At 70.5% G+C, this 17,906-nt stretch carries 14 protein-coding genes and 1 pseudogene; 9 read left to right on the forward strand and 6 right to left on the reverse strand.

What is annotated here, in order from left to right; all coding sequences use genetic code 11:
- Positions 1 to 104: 104 nt before the first annotated feature.
- Positions 105 to 1,385 (reverse strand): serine hydrolase domain-containing protein, encoded by a 1,281-nt coding sequence (locus tag ACFVHV_RS12315; RefSeq protein ID WP_380350992.1) that lies wholly within the window; start codon positions 1,383 to 1,385, stop codon positions 105 to 107.
- Between the two features lie 157 nt (positions 1,386 to 1,542).
- Positions 1,543 to 2,031: a carboxymuconolactone decarboxylase family protein gene (locus ACFVHV_RS12320; protein ID WP_359901367.1), complete on the reverse strand. Its 489-nt coding sequence runs from the start codon at positions 2,029 to 2,031 to the stop codon at positions 1,543 to 1,545.
- A 94-nt stretch (positions 2,032 to 2,125) separates the two neighbouring features.
- Between ACFVHV_RS12320 and ACFVHV_RS12325 the strand changes: the two genes are divergently transcribed.
- The 4 genes from ACFVHV_RS12325 to ACFVHV_RS12340 all read left to right on the forward strand — a co-directional run bounded on the left by ACFVHV_RS12325 (position 2,126) and on the right by ACFVHV_RS12340 (position 6,769).
- Positions 2,126 to 3,085 (forward strand): pirin family protein, encoded by a 960-nt coding sequence (locus ACFVHV_RS12325; RefSeq protein WP_380350994.1) that lies wholly within the window; start codon positions 2,126 to 2,128, stop codon positions 3,083 to 3,085.
- Between the two features lie 469 nt (positions 3,086 to 3,554).
- Entirely contained in the window at positions 3,555 to 4,607 is a 1,053-nt protein-coding gene (locus ACFVHV_RS12330; RefSeq protein WP_380350996.1) for a site-specific integrase, read from the forward strand.
- Positions 4,608 to 4,828: 221 nt separating this feature from the next.
- Positions 4,829 to 5,584 carry a DUF5131 family protein gene (locus ACFVHV_RS12335; RefSeq protein ID WP_380350998.1) on the forward strand — a complete coding sequence of 252 codons (756 nt, stop codon included), beginning with the start codon at positions 4,829 to 4,831 and terminating at the stop codon, positions 5,582 to 5,584.
- A gap of 90 nt (positions 5,585 to 5,674) precedes the next feature.
- Complete coding sequence (locus tag ACFVHV_RS12340) at positions 5,675 to 6,769, forward strand: three-Cys-motif partner protein TcmP (RefSeq protein WP_380350999.1); 1,095 nt, start codon at positions 5,675 to 5,677, stop codon at positions 6,767 to 6,769.
- An 862-nt stretch (positions 6,770 to 7,631) separates the two neighbouring features.
- Here ACFVHV_RS12340 and ACFVHV_RS12345 read toward each other — a convergent pair.
- The 4 genes and pseudogenes from ACFVHV_RS12345 to ACFVHV_RS12360 all read right to left on the reverse strand — a co-directional run bounded on the left by ACFVHV_RS12345 (position 7,632) and on the right by ACFVHV_RS12360 (position 10,325).
- Complete coding sequence (locus ACFVHV_RS12345) at positions 7,632 to 8,090, reverse strand: hypothetical protein (RefSeq protein ID WP_380351001.1); 459 nt, start codon at positions 8,088 to 8,090, stop codon at positions 7,632 to 7,634.
- Positions 8,087 to 8,737, reverse strand: coding sequence for a DEAD/DEAH box helicase (locus tag ACFVHV_RS12350; protein ID WP_380351018.1), 651 nt, complete (start codon positions 8,735 to 8,737; stop codon positions 8,087 to 8,089). Before ACFVHV_RS12350 ends, ACFVHV_RS12345 begins: the two co-directional genes overlap by 4 nt.
- Positions 8,735 to 9,789: pseudogene (locus ACFVHV_RS12355) on the reverse strand (DEAD/DEAH box helicase); the annotation flags it as partial. The pseudogene ACFVHV_RS12355 and the gene ACFVHV_RS12350, both read right to left, overlap by 3 nt.
- A complete protein-coding gene (locus ACFVHV_RS12360) occupies positions 9,756 to 10,325 on the reverse strand; it encodes a hypothetical protein (protein WP_380351003.1) in 570 nt (189 codons plus the stop codon). The gene ACFVHV_RS12360 and the pseudogene ACFVHV_RS12355, both read right to left, overlap by 34 nt.
- 38 nt (positions 10,326 to 10,363) lie before the next feature.
- On the opposite strand from ACFVHV_RS12360, the gene ACFVHV_RS12365 reads away from it, so the two are divergent.
- The 5 genes from ACFVHV_RS12365 to ACFVHV_RS12385 all read left to right on the forward strand — a co-directional run.
- On the forward strand, positions 10,364 to 10,576 hold the full coding sequence (locus ACFVHV_RS12365; protein ID WP_380351004.1) for a hypothetical protein: 213 nt from the start codon (positions 10,364 to 10,366) through the stop codon (positions 10,574 to 10,576).
- Positions 10,577 to 11,596: 1,020 nt separating this feature from the next.
- Positions 11,597 to 12,691 carry an ABC-three component system protein gene (locus ACFVHV_RS12370; protein ID WP_380351006.1) on the forward strand — a complete coding sequence of 365 codons (1,095 nt, stop codon included), beginning with the start codon at positions 11,597 to 11,599 and terminating at the stop codon, positions 12,689 to 12,691.
- Positions 12,688 to 13,149 carry an ABC-three component system middle component 2 gene (locus ACFVHV_RS12375; RefSeq protein WP_380351008.1) on the forward strand — a complete coding sequence of 154 codons (462 nt, stop codon included), beginning with the start codon at positions 12,688 to 12,690 and terminating at the stop codon, positions 13,147 to 13,149. Before ACFVHV_RS12370 ends, ACFVHV_RS12375 begins: the two co-directional genes overlap by 4 nt.
- The gene (locus tag ACFVHV_RS12380) at positions 13,142 to 14,974 is read left to right on the forward strand and encodes a hypothetical protein (protein ID WP_380351010.1); all 1,833 of its coding nucleotides are present in this window, start codon (positions 13,142 to 13,144) and stop codon (positions 14,972 to 14,974) included. Before ACFVHV_RS12375 ends, ACFVHV_RS12380 begins: the two co-directional genes overlap by 8 nt.
- A 425-nt stretch (positions 14,975 to 15,399) precedes the next feature.
- The coding region (locus tag ACFVHV_RS12385; RefSeq protein WP_380351012.1) for an NB-ARC domain-containing protein at positions 15,400 to 17,906 on the forward strand (2,507 nt) is incomplete at its 3' end.

A 17,906-nucleotide genomic window follows, 5' to 3' on the forward strand; every position in this document is an offset into this window, starting at 1 on the left:
CCGTGGGCCTCCCGACGGCGGAAACGGCACCGCTCCGGCCCGCCCGCACGGTCGAGGACCCGCGCGAACGAGCCGGAGCGGTGGAACCGCGCCGCGGCAGCCGGTCAGCCCAGCCTCGGCGCCATGGCGGCCGGCCCCTGCACCGCCGGGCCCGCCGCCTTCCCCGTGCCCGTCCCCGCCCCGGTCCCGGTGCCCGTCCCGCAGAAGGCCTGCTCCAGGAAGCCGGCCTCCGCCTGCATCTGCGCGACGACCTGCGCCTGGTCGCCGCGCGGAGTGACGGACAGCGACACCTGCCGGTCGCCCGAGCTCCACAGCTGGGTGCTGTACCCGGGCACCGAGCCGTCGTGCCCGTAGACCGGACCGCAGGAGAGCTGCCAGCCGGCCAGCCCGAGCCCGTAGCCCAGCCCGGTCGGCATGCCCTCGATCACGATCGGGGTCGTCGTGGTCATCTCCTTCAACAGCGCCGGCGGCAGCAGCCGGCCGCCCAGCAGGGCCTTCTCGAAGCGGTTCAGGTCACTCAGGGTGGAGATCACCTCCCCTGCCGAGTTCGCCCAGGTGACGCTCGCCACCGTCACGTCCCGGTCGCCGCGGTCCTCCGGGCCGGGGCCCTCGGACAGCGTCCAGTAGCCGTGCGCGTGCGGGCCCCGGATGCCGGTGGCCGTACCCGGGAAGTACGTGCCGGTCAGGCCGAGCGGGCGCAGGATGCGCGCGGTGGCCTCCTGGGCGTAGCCGTGCCCGGTCGCCTTTTCGATGATCATGCCGAGCAGGGTGTAGTTGACGTTGGAGTAGCCGTACCCGGTGCCCGGCGGGAACTTGGGCGCGTGCGCCGCCGAGGAGGCCACCACCTGGGCCGGGCTGATGTGCCGGGTCAGGCCGCCCTGGTCCAGCCAGTTCCGGACGACCGCCGGGTCGCTCCAGTCGGGGAAGACCCCGCCCTTCTCGTTGGTGGGGTCCCAGAGTCCGGAGCGGTGGCTGAGCAGCTGACGGACGGTAATGCGGTCACCGTTCGGGACCAGCCCGGGCAGGTGGCGCTCGACCGGGTCGTCCAGGCCGATCCGCCCCTCGCCGACCAGTTGCAGCACCGTGGTGGCGATGAACACCTTGGTGACGCTGCCGGCCCGGAACCGCCCGTCCGTGCGCAGCGGTGCGCCGGTGGCCAGGTCGGAGACGCCGGACGCCCCGCGCCAGGCGCCGTTCCCGTCCCGGACCTCCGCGATCGCCCCGACGGCGCCGGCGTCGGTCAGCGCCCGCAGGGCCGCCGCCCGCGGGTCGCCGGAGCCCGGCCGTCCGTCGGCGGCCTCCGCCGCACCCGCCGGGACCAGCGGCCCGGCGAGTGCCAGACAGACCGCCCCCACCAGCGCGGAGACAAACGTACGACGTGCCATGCGACCCCACCTTCGCCGTCGGCGAGCACTCCCTCGCCCTCGACGCCCAGCCTCGCCGCAACGCTGACGGTCGGTCATCCCCCGCCGGAAGGAGCCGGCCGTACACCCGCCAACGGAGGGCCTCCGCCGGAAGGCGGAGACCCTCCCGCGGTCGCGCCTACCGGGCCGGGGCCGGGCGGACCGGGTGCTTGCTCAGGATGGACACCCGGTTGAAGGAGTTGATGGCGATCGAGACCCAGACCACCGCGGAGATCTCCTCGTCGCTCAGCACCTCGCGCGCCACGCCGTACGCGGCCTCCTGGAGTGCCGCGTCCGCCGGGGAGGTGGTCGCCTCGGCCAGCCCGAGCGCGGCCCGCTCCCGGTCGGCGAACACCTCGGTGTCGCGCCAGGCCGCGAGCACGCCGAGGCGCTGGGCGGTCTCGCCCTCGCGGATCGCGGCCCTGGTGTGCACGTGCAGGCAGTAGGCGCAGCCGTTGATCTGCGACACCCGGAGGTTGACCAGCTCGATCAGCCGACGGTCCAGCCCGGCCTCGGCCGCGACCTCGCGCGCCGCCTCGGCGGCGGCGAGCAGCGCCTTGTACGCCTGGGGGCTCTGCTTGTCGATGAACACCCGCCGGTCCGTCGGAACCACCGTCACATCACTCACCTGGACTCCTTAGGCTGGTCGCACTGTCGCCCGCCACTCTGCCATGGCATGATAGTTGAATATAGAACTAATCACCACCTGGGAGGGACCCCCCGTGAGCACCGCCGAGACCGACCTCGCCGAGACGCCCGCCGCCGACCCGCGGGTGGAGGTCCTGCCCGCCCGGGACGTCCCGCTCGGCGGCCCGCGCGCGATGACCGTGCGCCGCACCCTCCCGCAGCGCTCCCGCACCATGATCGGCGCCTGGTGCTTCGTCGACCACTACGGGCCCGACGACGTCGCCGGCACCGGCGGCATGGACGTCGCCCCGCACCCCCACACCGGGCTGCAGACCGTGAGCTGGCTGTTCACCGGCGAGATCGAGCACCGCGACAGCCTCGGCGTCCACGCCTACGTCCGGCCCGGCGAGGTCAACCTGATGACCTCCGGCCGCGGCATCGCCCACTCCGAGGTCTCCACCCCGGCCACCACCGTCCTGCACGGCGTACAGCTGTGGGTCGCCCTGCCCGAGGAGCACCGGCACACCGGACGCGACTTCCGCCACCACGCCCCCGCCCCGGTCGCCCTGGACGGCGGCGAGGCACGGGTCTTCCTCGGCACCCTCGCCGGCGACACCTCCCCCGTCCCCACCTTCACCCCGCTGCTCGGCGCCGAGCTGACCCTGCGCCCGCACGCCGTCGTCACCCTCGACGTCGACCCCGCCTTCGAACACGGCCTGCTCGTCGACAGCGGCGAGGTCCGCCTCCTCGACACCCCGCTGCGCCCCGCCGAACTCGGCTACGTCGCCCCCGGCAGCCGCACGCTCACCCTCACCAACACCGGCGGGACCGACGCCCGCCTGGTGCTGCTCGGCGGCACGCCGTTCGAGGAGCGGATCGTCATGTGGTGGAACTTCATCGGGCGGTCCCACGAAGACATTACCCGAGCCCGCGAGGAATGGATGAGCTCCGACAACCCCGCCCGCTTCGGCGCCGTCGAGGGCTACCCGGGCGACCGCCTGCCCGCCCCGGAGCTCCCGGGAATCCCCCTCAAGCCGCGCGGAAACGTGCGCTGACCTGGGAATTTGCCAATCGGGGGTGCGGCGGCCGGGTCCGCCACACCCCCGAGCCGGAGTCCCCCCGCGCTCACCCCGAAGCAGGCCTGCCGGCACTCGCTTCCGCGCTCGACGCGTGACACCGTTCGACCATCCGCGACAGCGTCTGACAGGACCAATGCTGACTCAATGCTGAGTTTGCTGATGGCCCGTCAGAACCGACTGGGGCACTCACCGCGCCCGGAACGTCATCGTCGGGTGCCGCCGCGAGAACCGGCGGATGCCCTGGCACGGCCCCCTCGGCGGCTGCCGAAGGACGGTCACCACCGGAGCGGCGCGGGCCGGAGAAGACAGCCACCATCCCGTCCGCTGCCCTCACCGACGATCTTGCTTCAAGCCAGTTATTAGACTCGCGCCCTGCGAGACATTCCCAGCCCCTCTGCCGGCAAGCACCCGCCGACCCGACCCGACCCGGCGCTAGGGTGACCCCATGGCGGACGCCCCGACGACAGCAGCACCCTCGATCGAGACCCTGGACGCCCTCGTCGAGTGTGCCTGCGAACCGCCGACCGGCACGTCTCGGGCGAAGCAACTGCACTGGGTCGCCGGCGAAATGCGCACCGCCCTCGAGCGGGGCGCGATCGTACCCACGGCCGCTGACTCACTCGCTCTGCTCTTCGCGCCAGACACCCTCGCCGGCTACCTCACAGCCGCCGAGCAGGGCCTGCTGCGGCGCAAGCCCACCGCACGACCGGGCCAAGCCTCACCCGCGTCCATGCGCGTCCGGGAGGACTGCCTCCGCATCCTCGGCGCCCGGGCCGACATCACCGTCACGCTCCCGGACCGCAACCCGCCGCGGGTCGAACTCCGGCCCGTGGTCACCGCCCGCCCGCGCAGCATCCTGCTCGGCCACCTGGAACACTCTGCCCGCCCCGGCCGCTCCGAGTCCCGCAGCCGGATCCTCGCCATCATCGGCACCGTACTGGACACCGGCTGCCGCGCCGGCGAACTCTGCGCCCTGCGCACGGACGACGTCGACCTGCACCGCGGCACGATCCGCCTCACCCGCCTCCCCCAGCACCGAAACCCGCGCACCACGCCCGCCACCGTCACGGTCGGCCTGTCCGGCCCCACCCGGGCCGCGATGCGCCACTGGCTCACCATCCGCAGCCACCTCGTCGCACGCGACACCACCGAACCCCTCAGCCCGGGCAACCAGACCACCGACGCCCTGTGGGTGAGCATCGCCCCCAGCGGTCACCCCCGCCCCGGCCTACCCCTGCACTTCCGCGGCCTGGCCCGCGCCTACGCCCGCGCCATCAACGACCTCAACACCCACATGGCCGCAGAACCTGGCTGGCACCCCCTACCCCAACGCATGGAACAACTACGCCGCGCCGTCGAACTCGAACCGGCTGACCCCAAGGGCGCGACTCCCCTCCTCCACACCGGCACACCTGTCGGTGACCCCGAGGCAGCGGCACCGGACAGTCGGGTCGGCCCGATGAACCGGCTCCTTCCCATCATCGGCGGCGAAACGTGACAGGCATCGTCGACAAGTCATGTGAGATGCCAACATGCCTGTAGAAAAGGCCTTTCCGGGTTGAGCCGCCAATGTGTTCCGCTCCGCGGCTCAGCCTCGCAACGAAACCGGTCCGGCCTGCGGGTTCGACATCGGCGGTGTCTGCGGAGGAAGGTAGGCGGTTGGCGGCCCTCGCCGGGCAACGGTCGGCGCGAGGCCCCGCGCGGCAGTGAGGAGCGGCAGTGAGCGATCGAAGCGCGATCGAGTGGACGGAAGCGACCTGGAACCCCACCACCGGATGCGACCGGGTCTCCGCAGGCTGCGACAACTGCTACGCCCTGACCCTGGCCAAGCGGCTGAAGGCCATGGGCGCCGCGAAGTACCAGACGGACGGCGACCCGCGAACGTCCGGCCCCGGCTTCGGACTTGCGCTGCATCCGGACGCGCTCGACGTCCCGAAGCGCTGGCACAGTCCCCGGGTCGTGTTCGTGAACTCGATGAGCGACCTCTTCCACGCCCGAGTGCCGCTCCCGTTCGTCCGGGACGTATTCCAGGTGATCGCCGACACCCCCCAGCACACCTACCAGGTGCTGACGAAGCGCTCCGTGCGCCTTCGCCGGGTCGCCGACCGGCTGAAGTGGCCGGACAACCTCTGGATGGGGGTGTCGGTCGAGGACGAGAGCCAGCTGGACCGCATCGACGACCTGCGGACCGTCCCGGCCACGGTCCGGTTCCTCTCCCTGGAGCCGCTGCTCGGACCGCTGCCGGGTCTGAACCTCGACGGCATCGGCTGGGTGATCGCCGGCGGCGAGTCGGGCCCCAGCCACCGCCCGATGGACTCCGCATGGGTCGCCGCCATCCGCGACGCCTGCCAGGCCGCCGGCGTGCCGTTCTTCTTCAAGCAGTGGGGCGGCCGAAACCCCAAAGCTCGCGGCCGCGACCTCAACGGCCGCACCTGGGACGAGATGCCCGTACGAGGACAGCTCACGGTGCCCTGACCCTGTACGCCGTGCACGCCCCCTGTTCGCGCCGTGACGATTGTGTGATCCTTCCTCCGGCAGCGACGGCTCACCGCACCGGGGAGACACATGGCGGCACCGAAGGACGTCATCTGGCCACGCGACCCACACACCGCCGCCAAGCACGCCCTGCTGCGGCGCTACCTCCAGGCCTGGGCACCGATCATGCTCAGCCACAACGACATCGTCACCTACGCCGAGGGCTTCGCCGGCCCGGGCGTCTACCGCGACGGCGAACCCGGCTCCCCCGTCGTCGCCCACCAGGTCCTCTCCGGAGCACTCCGGCGAAACCCCCGGCGCGTGAAGATGGTGCTGGTCGAGGAGAATGCCCGGCGCAAGACCGAGTTGGAGCACCGCATCGCGACGGCCGCAGGCACGTACGGGCCCCGGAGCGGTCGGCTCGACGTGCACATAGCCCAGGGCCAGTGCCATCCCGATCTGCTGCGACAGCTCGCCCGAGCCGGCAGTCTGAACCACCCCATGTTCGTACTGCTCGACGGCTTCGGCGGCCCCGAGGTCCCCTTCCCCCTCCTGCGGCGGATCGCCACCCAGCGCCGCAGCGAGGTGATGGTCACCTTCCAACCCGCGTTCCTCGTCCGCTTCGCTGGCAAGGACGACCGCCACCGAGCCGCCGGCGACGCCTTCTTCGGCGACAGCGACTGGCACGGGGTCTTCCAGCAGCCCGCCTCCGCGAAGGCCGCCTACCTGCGCGACCGTTACCGCGAGTCCCTCGGACGCGCCGGGTTCCAGCACACCCTGGTCTTCGAGATGATCGACGAGGCTGGCCACCTCCTCTACCTGATCTTCGGCACCCGCCACGAACGGGGCGTGGAGAAGATGAAGGAGGCCATGTGGGTCGTCGACACCACCTCCGGAGTCCGCTACCGCGACCCCAAAGACCCCAACCAGCAGGCCCTCGATCTCGAACTCGAACCCGACACCGGCCCCTTGCGCCGCATCCTGCTCGACCACCTGCGCACCGCCCCGGCCGCCCGCAGCGTCGACCAGCTCAAGAAGTACGCCCTCCTGGAGACCGTCTACCGCCCCACCCAGGTCATCCCGCTCCTCAAGAGGATGCGCGACGACCAGGACATCGACGTCTCCCCGGGCCGGATCACCGGAGCCAGCACCATCACCGCCCTGCACCAGGACGCGCTGTTCTGACGAACGATCGCGACGCGGGCCGAGAGCGTCGCCGCGGCCTCTTGAGGCAGTGCCCGGCCGCACTATACCTGCCACCCGGCAGCCGCGGCGGGACGGCGACGGCGGGCTCCTCGACCGTCCGGGCGCCGGCCGAGGAGTCCCCCTGTGCAGGGAGCAGCACCCGGGCGCCTCGGCCGGTCCGAGGATGAGGCTCACTGCCGACGACGACTCCCGGCGCTCGGAATACGGCATCCAGGTGCGCCCGGTAGCGACGCCGGGGTTCGCATTAATCGGAATCCCCGCGCCGAAATGCCAGGCGAATACCTGTATGAGTTTCGCATCTCGGCCTCCGCAACACGGTTGCAGGGGCCTTCCGGGCCCACCGCGTCAACCGCCGGCCGTGACCTGATCAAGACAGGACCACCCGCGTGACCGGCTCCACCGCGCACCACGTCTGCGCGGTTCAGCAAGGGTGCGGTTCGCCGGTGCCATCGCCGAGAGGCGCCCCGATCTGGGTGACGGCCCAGTGGTCGCCATACGCACCGTGTCCGCGCCCTCGAACCCCTCGGTGAAAGTGGAGAGGCCGCTGCCGCCGTCCCAGTTGTTCCAGGCGGGGCGGGAGTAGTCGTCGAACGCGACGGAGTCCAGGAGGGCGCCGGCGCCCAGGACCCGGCCCGGCCAGATCGCGCGTGGCTGCAAGGTCAACTCGCCCGGACGGGAACACCCGGACGATCTGGCTGTGCCGCTGCTTGCGCCGGGAACCGAACAGCTGCCGGTCTCCACCGCACGGCCCCGGGTGCTTGGCCCACCGATTCGGGACAGGTCGCTGGGGCGAGGCCTCGTTCCCCGAGCAGCGCAGTGGTGCCTCGGCAGGCCCCAAGGGTCAGCGCATGCCGAGCCGGTGGCGGAGCTCAGCGACGTCGAGCCCGAGGCGGTCCGCGATTTCAGAGACCCGGATGTGGGGAATGACTGCTGCGAGGCGAACTGCGTCTTCGTCTCGTGCGCATTCCAGCGCCGTGCCCGAGAGCAGGTGGTTTCGTGCCTGCGTGGCGGCGTCGGCGATAAGGGCGTGCAGCTGCTCTGCGCGTGGGGCGGGGGACGGCGGCACGGGCCATGTCGGGGGTGTTGGGCCCGGATCTTCGGGAAGGCCGGGTTGGTGGCCGGGGATGGGGGGAGGCTCGGCGCCTTCCCGGTACCAAGCCCAAGCATGGTGCGCGGTGAGGTGGAGCTTCCGGGCCGAGGTAGAGGCGGTCGTCACGGCCCGGGTGTCACTGCGTTCGGCGGCGGGGATGTCGCTGGAGGCGGTGCTGGGCTCGGTCGCGTCGACGGCTTGGTCGGTCATCGCTGTGCTCCTAGGGCGATGAGGTCGCAGATCTGTTCGTCGGTGAGTTCGGTCAGCGCGGAGTACCCGTCGGCGAGTACGGCGTCAGCCAGGGCGCGCTTGTGCCGCAGCAGTTCGTCGATCCGGTCTTCCAGGGTGTTCTCGGTGATGAGCTGGTGCACGGTGACGGTGCGCTGTTGACCCAAGCGGTGGGCACGGTCGATGGCCTGGCTCTCCTTGGCGGGGTTCCAGGGACGATCGAACAGGACGACATGGCTGGCTCGGGTCAGGGTCAGGCCGCTGCCGCCGGCCTTGACGGTCATGACCATCGTCTTTCCGGTGCCGGATTGGAACGTATCGACGAGGCGCTGGCGTTCGCGCCCGATCGGGATGTCGCCGCTGAAGTAGAGAGGCTCCAGGCCCTGGCTGCGCAGGTGCCGCAGGAGATAGTGGGCCATGGCACGGTAACGGGTGAAGATCAGGGTGGACTCGTCGGGGCTGCGGAGCAGAGGGAGCAGGTCGTCCAGGGCGGCGAGCTTTCCCGAGCGGACGGCGGCGTACTGCGGGTCGTAGTCACCGTCCAGAGGTTCGGACAGGTACTGGGCAGGCGTGTTGCAGATCTGCTGGAGCTTGTTGAAGAGGTTCAGCAGAAGGCCCTTACGGTGCATGCCCTCGGCGGAACGGATCTGCCGCAGGGTAGCGTCGGCGACCTCCTCGTAGAGCGCGATCTGCTCGGGGGCGAGGCTGACGACACGCGGGCTGAAAATCTTCGAAGGCAGTTCGGGCAGGATGCCCGGGTCGCTCTTGCGGCGGCGCAGCATGAATGCCTTCAGGAGGCCGGACAGGCGCGTGGTGAGGTCGGCGTCGGTGATGTTCTCCTCGATGGGCCGGGCGAACTGGTCACGGAAGGTGCGCAGGCTGCCGAACAGGCCAGGGTTGATCCAGTCCATGACCGACCACGCTTCGGTGAGGTTGTTCTCCACCGGGGTGCCGGTGAGTGCGATCCGGGCTGAGGGCATGAGGCGGCGCATCGCCTGGCCGGTGGCGGTCCGATGGTTCTTGATGAGCTGGGCTTCGTCGGCGACGACCAGATCGAAGGGCTGACCGGCCAGGACGTCGACGTCCCGGCGCAAGGTCTCGTAGGTGGTGATCACGACGGTGCGGGGGGTCACCTCATTGAGGGTGCGGTCCGGTCCGTGGTAGCGCAGGGTCGGCACGGTGGGGGCGAACCGATGCACTTCGCGCTCCCAGTTGATGATCATGGAGGCGGGGCAGACGATCAGGGTGGGGGTCCCGCAGGTCGGCGGTCCTGGTCGCGGCGGTGCAGGTGCACGGCCAGTGCGGTCAGTGACTTTCCGAGGCCCATGTCGTCGGCCAGCAGCGCACCGAAGCCCGCATCCGTGGTGTTGGCCAGCCACGCCAAGCCGACGTGCTGGTAGTCGCGCATCGTGGCCTGAAGGCCTGCCGGGGCGGATACCGGCGCGGTGCGCGCGCCCAGGCGCAGGAACTCCACCAGATCGGCGAGCCCCTCGCCCGGCTCGCATTCGACCGTGTGGCCGTCGACGGTGACGCGGCCGGTCAGGCAAGCCCGCAAAGCCTCGTCGGGGGCGACGGGCGGCATCTGGCGGTCGGCTGCCCGCGCGGCTGTGTCTTCGTCCACCAGAACCCACTTGTCCCGGACCTTGGTCAGCGGTCCGGCGACTTGGGCGAGGTCGTCCATTTCCCCGGCTCCTTCCCCACCAGCGCTCCTGACGCCTTATCCGTCCCGGCTGGGTCGGTCGCCTTCGCGCTCGGCCGCCTGGCCACCGACGGCCTGGTCGTGCTCGAAGCCGAGGCGAGCCGCCGGCTCTGCGGTCCTACCGCTCGCCGACTGATCCATCCGTCCCCGAAGGAGACAGCACGCATACCCATCACGTCGACTTCCACCCGGTCGTCGTCACAGCCACCACCGAGCACCACGCGAGCCGCCGCATCCTCGCCAGCCCCCATCTGCGGATCGTACGCGCCGACCAAGTTCTCCCCGGCGACCTGATCGTCTCCGCCTTCCAGCCCGCCGGTCCCCACCGCTTCCACCGCACCGACTACTTCGCCTCCGGCCCCTATCAGGCCAGCCCCGGGCTCTACGACCCGGACTGCGGCTGCGGCATCTGCTGCCTCCCCGACGTTCAAGGCCCGGACGGCACCGTCGTCCTCACCACCGGCCAACCGTGGGACACCTGCGACCCGTGGCCCGCCGACGACCTCGTCCTCATCCACCCCGACTCCCCGCCGACCATCTCCCCGAGGAAACGCCCGTGCCCCAGAACCTGACCGTCGCCCACCTGATCGCCCAGCTCCAGGACCTCGACCCGAGCCTGAGCATCCGGCTCGCAGTGAACCCGGACTGGCCGTTCTCGCACCTGCCGGCCGCCACCATCGTCGTCCACAACGACATCGTCTATCTGCCCGAGGACGGCCAGGAGGGCTACCTGCCCGCCGCCGTCCGCGAAGAACTCGCCTGGGCCTGAATCACCCGACCGAAGGAGAACCGCATCCCCACCCCCGATCGCCCGGACGTCCCCCGGCCGCTCGGCAACCTCGCCCTGCGGCCCATGCCGCCGGGGACGAGCGGAGCCCCCGTCCACAGTGTCCCCGCCTCGCCCGATCAGCCGATCAAGGTCTCCTGGGCCCCGACCCCCGCACCCCGGCTACCGCTCGGCCGCATCCGGCTCCGGTGGGAACCCGCCACCGGAGCCGGCTGGGACGTCACCGCCCACCTCGGCCTCGCAACCACCGAGGTACACCTGGCCACCTGGACGGCTGCCACCGACGGCTGGCCCCGTCTCATCCACCCCACCCTGCGCGAGGTCACCGCGCTGTGCTCCGCCCTCGCAGTCGCCACCACCGCGCTCCGCGTCGCCACCGCCCAACCACCTGCCGTCAAGTGCCCTCCCCCTTCCGACACGGAGGAGGCAGGATCCGGAAGGGGAGTCGTCCCGGTTCCTGCGCGCTCGCAGCCGACCGACGAAGTCGGGATCGCCGACGGTCAAGAGCTGTGGGGCTACCGCGAGGTGGCGGCGTTCTTGGGTATCAACGTCCACGCTGTCCACGCCCGGGCCTCGCGGGGATCCCTGCCCGCACCCGACGACACCAGCATCCCTGACCGCCCCCGTTGGAAGCCGAGCACCTTCCAGCGTTGGAAGCCCCGCGGTCAGGGCTACCGTCGCGACCTTCACGACGACAGCACCTCCGACTGCCCCTGCGACCGGGCGGTAGCCCCCAACGCGGGGACGGCCCCGACCGTCGGACGGCCGTCCCCGTATCCGTGTGACCGGGCGCCGGAAGGACTGCCCTGAATCCTGCCGGGGCTCGACACGCAGCCCTATAGGGAACCTGCGTGCTTCAGCAGCCCGGGGGATCGCCGTTTCGGGAGCCACGGTCGGTCAGACCTGGTTCGTACTCTTCTCTCGATCGGGGTAGCAGTGGTATCACTGACCCCGAGTGATCACCCGATCACGAACATACGGCACTCGGGGGGCTGAGGAGCAGTGTCTGATGGCGTCGTCACCGGGGCGGAAAACAGCGATCCGCCACTGCCGGCCCTCGTCGGCCCCTGGCTGAGAACTCACGCCGTGCCGTCCCCGAAGAAGATCGTCTTCTCGTACGACCCCGACGAGTTCGAGGAGTTCGTCAAGGAGTGGGTCCCCGCTCTGGAGACGAAGTACGTCGCGGTGCAGCGGCACGGCGGTTCGGGGGACCACGGGGTCGATGTCGCAGGCTACCTGACTTCGGACGGGCTTGAGGGAGCCTGGCACAACTACCAGTGCAAGCACTACGGAGACGCCCTGACGTGGTCGAAGGCCGCTCCGGAGATGCGCAAGATGTTCGCTTCGGTGGTGGGCGGACACTTCACCGTTCCCGAGCAGTACGTCTTCGTCGCGCCGATCATCGGCCCTCGACTCGTCCGGCGGCTCTCCAAGAAGACCGAGGCCAAGGCCGAGTTCCTCAAGGAGCTGGCCTCGACCCGCGATCCCGTCATCACCTCGCTCGTCCCCGAGCTGCGGCGCGAACTCCGCGAGCTCGCCGAGGCCACGGACTTCTCCATGTTCACCACCATCGACATGGACGAGATGCTGTCGCTGCACCAGACCACGCCGCACTGGGCCGTACGCTTCCCCCAGCCCCCGGCGCCACGTCCACAGCGGATGCTCCCGCCTGACGCACCCACCCCGGTAGAGGCCCGCTACATCCAGCAGCTGATACGTGCCTACGGGGAACTCTGGGGCGAGCAGGCCGACAGCCTGGAGCGCATCGCCGAACACGACGAGGCACGCGCTCACCTGCGCAGGCAGCGGGAGGCCTTCTACAGCGCGGAATCACTGCGCCTGTTCGCCCGCGACTCGACCTCGGACGGGCACTTCGACGCCGTCCTCGACGACGTCCACGACATCGTGGTCGAGGTCGCGGCCGGCAGGTTCGAGTTCGGATACGACCGCATGCAGGCGGTTCTGGCCGCCTCCGGAAACGTCGAGCTCACCAAGACGATCCTCACCGAGTTCGTGCGGCCGTTGGACCGCAAGGGGGTCTGCCACCACCTGGCCAACGCCGACCGCTTGATCTGGTGTCGCGGAGGTGCCGCGTGAACCCGCTGAACAGCCCCCTCGAGGTCGGGATGCGCGCGCTGGTCCTGCTCGCCGAGAGCCATCCCGAACCGCTGGACCTGGCCCAGATCACCCTCCTCGACTACGCGCTGCTGCACAGCGGGGAGTTCGACGGCCCACCAAGCCTCCACCCCGACCTGCCCGCCCGGTCGGGCGAACTGGGCGTGAAGCGCGGCCTGTTGGAGAAGGCGCTGCTCGTCCTGATCCGCGCCGAGCTAGCCCGGCTGGAGCCCGCGGACGACGGCCTCGTCTACCGCGCGACGGAGCGGGGGCCCGCGTTCGTCGAACTCCTCGAAGCTCCGTACGTCGAGCGCCTGCGCGAGCGCGCCGAATGGGCCGTCCACCAGTACGCGCCCGGTGCCGACGTACGGACCGCCACTCGCGCGTTGCTCAACCGCCCGGCCGAGACGCCCCTACCCCCCGAGGTCCCCCGTGGCTGATCTGCGACTGACCCACCTCACCTACGCAGGCTCCGGGAAGCCCACCGCCCGCGTCGCCTTCGGCCCCGACCTCACCGTCATCTACGGCGCCTCCGACACCGGCAAGTCCTTCATCGTCGAGTCCATCGAGTACATGCTCGGCGGTACGCGTCTGCCGCTCATCCCGGAAGCCGAGGGCTACAGCCAGATCCTCCTCGGACTGCAAGTGCTGCCCGACGGAGCGCCGATCACCCTGGTCCGGCGACCGGGCGCCGGCACCGTGCACGTCCACTACGAGGACCTGCGTGACCTGGTCACCCGCCGGTCCGACCGGGAACTGACCGCGGTCCACCGCGCGGGCAGCTCGCGCAGCCTCTCCGCCATGCTCCTCGCAGAGCTCGGCTATGCCGATACCCGGATCCGTAAGAACGACGCCGGCGGCACCCGCGGCCTGTCCCTCACCGACCTCGTCCACCTGTCCCTGGTGACCGAGACCCGCATGGGAGACCCCCTCTCCCCCGTCCTACGGTCGAATGCGGCTACTGGCAAGACCGCCGCCGCCTCGGTGGTGAAGTACCTGCTGACCGGCGAGGACGACCCGCTGGTCGACACCGGGCCGAACACCAACCAGCGCCGGGTCCACAAGGGCCAGATCGGGCTCCTCGACCAGATCGTCACGGAACTCTCCGCCAAGCTGACAACCCAGGAGAACGCCTCTCAATTGCGTGAACGGCTGACGCGGATCCAGGCCACCATCGACGGCCAGTCCCGATCCCTGCGGGTGATCACCGACCGCCACGTCGGTGCGGTCGCCGACCGCATGCACGCCGCCCAGGAGCTCGCCGCCGTCGAATCCCGCCTGGCCGAGATCAACGACCTGCTCACCAGGTTCGGGCTGCTGGAACAGCAGTACCGCTCCGACCTCGACCGCCTCGTGATGGTCAGTGAGGCCGGCAGCATCCTCGGCTACTTCCGCGTCGGCACCTGCGTGTTCTGCGGCGCCGAACCCGAAGACCAACACCACGGCCACGGAGAGCAGGAGACGACCCAGCTGCACGCGGCCGTCGAAGCCGAAGCCGCCAAGACCAGCTCGCTCCTCGCCGACCTCCTCCCGACCATCGCCGACCTGCGAACGCAGCTGGACGAGCTCGTAGGGCGAAGGGGCGTCCTACTCCTGCGAGCCAGAGAACTGGACGCCGACATCTCCGAGGCCGAGGAACGCCTCGCCCCCTTGCGGACGCACATGGACGAGCTCCTGGCGGCCCGCTCGGCCGCCGAACGAGAACTCGAACTCCACGCCCGCATCGAGGAGCTGGACGATCGACGGTCCAAGCTCGACGGGGCGGGCGCGGTCCGCTCCCAGCGGCCCGCCAGCCACATCCCCGCCCGGGTGCTCTCCAAGTTCGACGACGTCCTGCGGCGAACGCTGGACGCCTGGTCCGTTCCCTCGGTCGAGTTCGCCGAGTACGACCAGTACGGCATGGAGGTCCGGGCCGGCAGTCGCCCACGATCCGGCCGCGGCCAGGGCGTGCGGTCGGTCCTGCACTCGGCGTTCACCACCGCCCTCGCCCGGTACTGCCTCAACGGGGACCTGCCCCACCCCGGTTTCGTCGTCCTCGACTCCCCCGTGGTCACCTACCGCGAACCCGTCGGGGAGGACGTCGACATCACCTCGAACGTCGTCGACCACTTCTACCAGGACATGCTGACCTTCCCCGGCCAGGCCATCGTCATCGAGAACGGTGACCCGCCGAGCAGCGTGCTCTCCTCCGCCACGACGTACCGATTCACGGGACCGGGCGGAGGCCGGCCCGGCTTCTTCCCGGCTCCCTCGACCGCTCCATGATCGTCTGACAAAGAGTTCAGACACCGGTGGTTCGACGCGAACATCGGTCCCGCCGGCGCGGCAGCGCTCCATGGAACCTGCATAGACCTCTGGCGCGACGTACGGAACGGCTGTTGAACGCCTCTGACGGGTGGAACCCGGCACACCCGTCATGCCGGCGGAGAGCACTTCTTCGTCTGTTGTCGTATTCCTGGCGAGGCAGCTCTGCCAAGCAGTCGGATGGGTGCCTGCATGTGCGTGATGCCGGGAGTTACGCTCCTCGACTGCAACCGGTTCGTGGCCTCGGGCGTGTTTGCAGTTGCTGGCCGCAGACGGTATGGGATGGGCGGAATGCGGTATGTGGCGGCCTTGCGGGGGCTAGTGTCCGGTTTGTTGTCGGGATCGTCCCGGGGGTGGGGATGGCAGCGGGTCGGGTGCGTGGCGGCGTGCTGGGGTTACTCGGTGCGATCGCAGTGGCAGACGGGACGCTCCTGTCGCTGGCCGGGAACGCCGCGACCGGGGACGAGAAGTGGCCGGGTGTCTTGGACCTGCTGCGGACTCGTGCATGGTGGGCGGTTGGTGCGCTGACGTTGGCCGCCGTCGTCATCGGGCTGCTGGCCAGGCGAATCGAGCAGTTCCCGGCGGCTGAGGGTGATCCGCCGCCACCGCCCGCTCCGGCGGTGGAATCCTGGTTGGTGCGGCGCGCCGAGCTACACCAAGCCATCGTCGCGGTGCGTGCGCCGGGCGGCTCGACGGTAGGGCTGACGACCTCGCTCCACGGTGCGGGCGGCTTCGGTAAGACCCGGCTGGCGCGGATGGTGTGCGCCGACCGCACAGTCCGTCGCCGCTTCCGGGGCCGCGTCTACCTGGTAACCATCGGCCGTGACGTACGCAGCGCGGCCGAGATCGCGGCGAAGGTCAGCGAGGTCACCCGCCTGATCACGGGCGACGACACCGCCTTCACCGACCCGGAACTGGCTGGCGACCACCTCGGCCGACTGCTAGCGCAGCGCCCTCGAACTCTGCTGGTCCTGGACGACGTATGGGAACGCGCGCAGTTGGACCCTTTCCTGCGGGGTGCGCCCAACTGCGTACGGCTGGTCACCACCCGGCGCCGCCAGCTCCTGGACGGCCGGGCGGGCAGCCAACTAGTCCTAGTGGACGGGATGTCGGAGCAGGAAGCACGGACCGTTCTGCTGGAGGACCTTGACCCCGCACTGCTGCCCGATAACTCCGTGGCCGAGCTTCTCGCGCAGACTGGACGCTGGCCTCTCCTGCTGCGCCTGGTAAACCGCCTGATCGTCGCCGAGGCGCAGTTGGGGGTGCCTGTCCCTGATGCGGCAGACATGGCTCTCCGACGGCTTCGCCAAGCCGGGCCCGCCGCGGCCGACACCGCCGGGATGGACGCGGCGGTGCCGGCCCAGCGTGAGCGGGCGGTCGAAGCCACCATCGAAGCCGCGGTCGACCTCCTCCCACTCACGGGACGCGACCGCCATCGCGAGCTCGGAGTCTTCGTCGAGGACGAAGCCATCCCCGTGGGCCTGGTACGCCGGCTCTGGCAGATCTCCGGCGGACTCACCGCTGCTCAGTCCCATGCCCTGCTAACCGAACTGGCCGGACTCTCCCTGCTTACTGTCGACCCGGCAGGCGGCGGACGGATCACTCTCCACGACGTCCACCGCGACTACCTCCGCCAAGCCCTCGGCGCCGATGGCCTGACCCGCGTCAACGCCAACCTGGTCGACGCCGTCATCACCCACCTCCCAGCAGCAGCGCCCCTTGCCGCTGACGCCCCTGATCCTCGGCACGCCTGGTGGGACACAGCCGACGGCTACATCCTCGACCACGCCATCGAACACCTCCTCGCCGCCGGCCGCACCGCTGATGCCAGGGCCCTCGCTTCGGATCTGCGCTGGATCGACCGCCGCCTGCACCAACGCGGCCCCAATGCCCCCATCTCCGACCTGCTGCGAATCGGCAGCCCGGACGCCGCCGAACGTGCCGGGGACCTGGCGAGGGCTGCTCATCTCCTCCAACGCACCCAGCCTGACCACTCGCTGACCGCCGTGCTCCACGGCCGCCTCACCGACATCTCCCGTTGGCACGCCCAAGTTACCGCCCACGCGGAACAGCTCACTCATCCCCGGTTGAGCAGCATCTGGCCCCTGCCCGACCTCCCGCAACCTGCGCTCCTGCGCGCCTTCGTCGGCCACTCCGATGCAGTGTCCACACTGGCGATCTCCCCCGACGGCACCTGGCTCGCCACCGGCAGCATCGACAAGACCGTACGAATCTGGGGCGACGCCGCCACCACCGAAACTGCCACCCTCACCGGCCACACCGACATGGTGCTGGAGGTCGCAGTCTCCCCCGACGGCACCTGGCTCGCCACTGCAGGCTACGACGGGACGGTGCGGATCTGGGACCGCACCACCGGACGGGAGACCGCCATCCTCACCGGCCACACCCGTGCAGTGCTGTCGGTGGCGATCTCCCCCGACGGCACCTGGCTCGCCACTGCGGGCTACGACGGGACGGTGCGGACCTGGGACCGCACCACCGCCACCGAAACCACCGCCCTTACCGGTCACGCCGGCATGGTGCGTTCGGTGGCGATCTCCCCCGACGGCACCTGGCTCGCCACCGGCGGCAACGACAAGACAGCGCGGATCTGGGACCGCACCACCGGACGGGAGGTCGCCACCCTCACCGGCCACACCGACGAGGTGGAAACCGTGGCGATTTCGCCTGACGGCACCTGGCTCGCCACTGCCGGCGATGATGGCACAGTGCGGATCTGGGACCGCACCACCGGGACCGAAACCATCACCCTCACCGGCCACACCCGTGCAGTGCTGTCGGTGGCGATCTCCCCCGACGGCACCTGGCTCGCCACCGGCGGCAACGACAAGACAGCGCGGATCTGGGACCGCACCACCGGACGGGAGGTCGC

This window comes from Kitasatospora sp. NPDC127116, from assembly GCF_042677365.1.
GTDB classification, from domain to species: domain Bacteria; phylum Actinomycetota; class Actinomycetes; order Streptomycetales; family Streptomycetaceae; genus Kitasatospora; species Kitasatospora lactacystinica.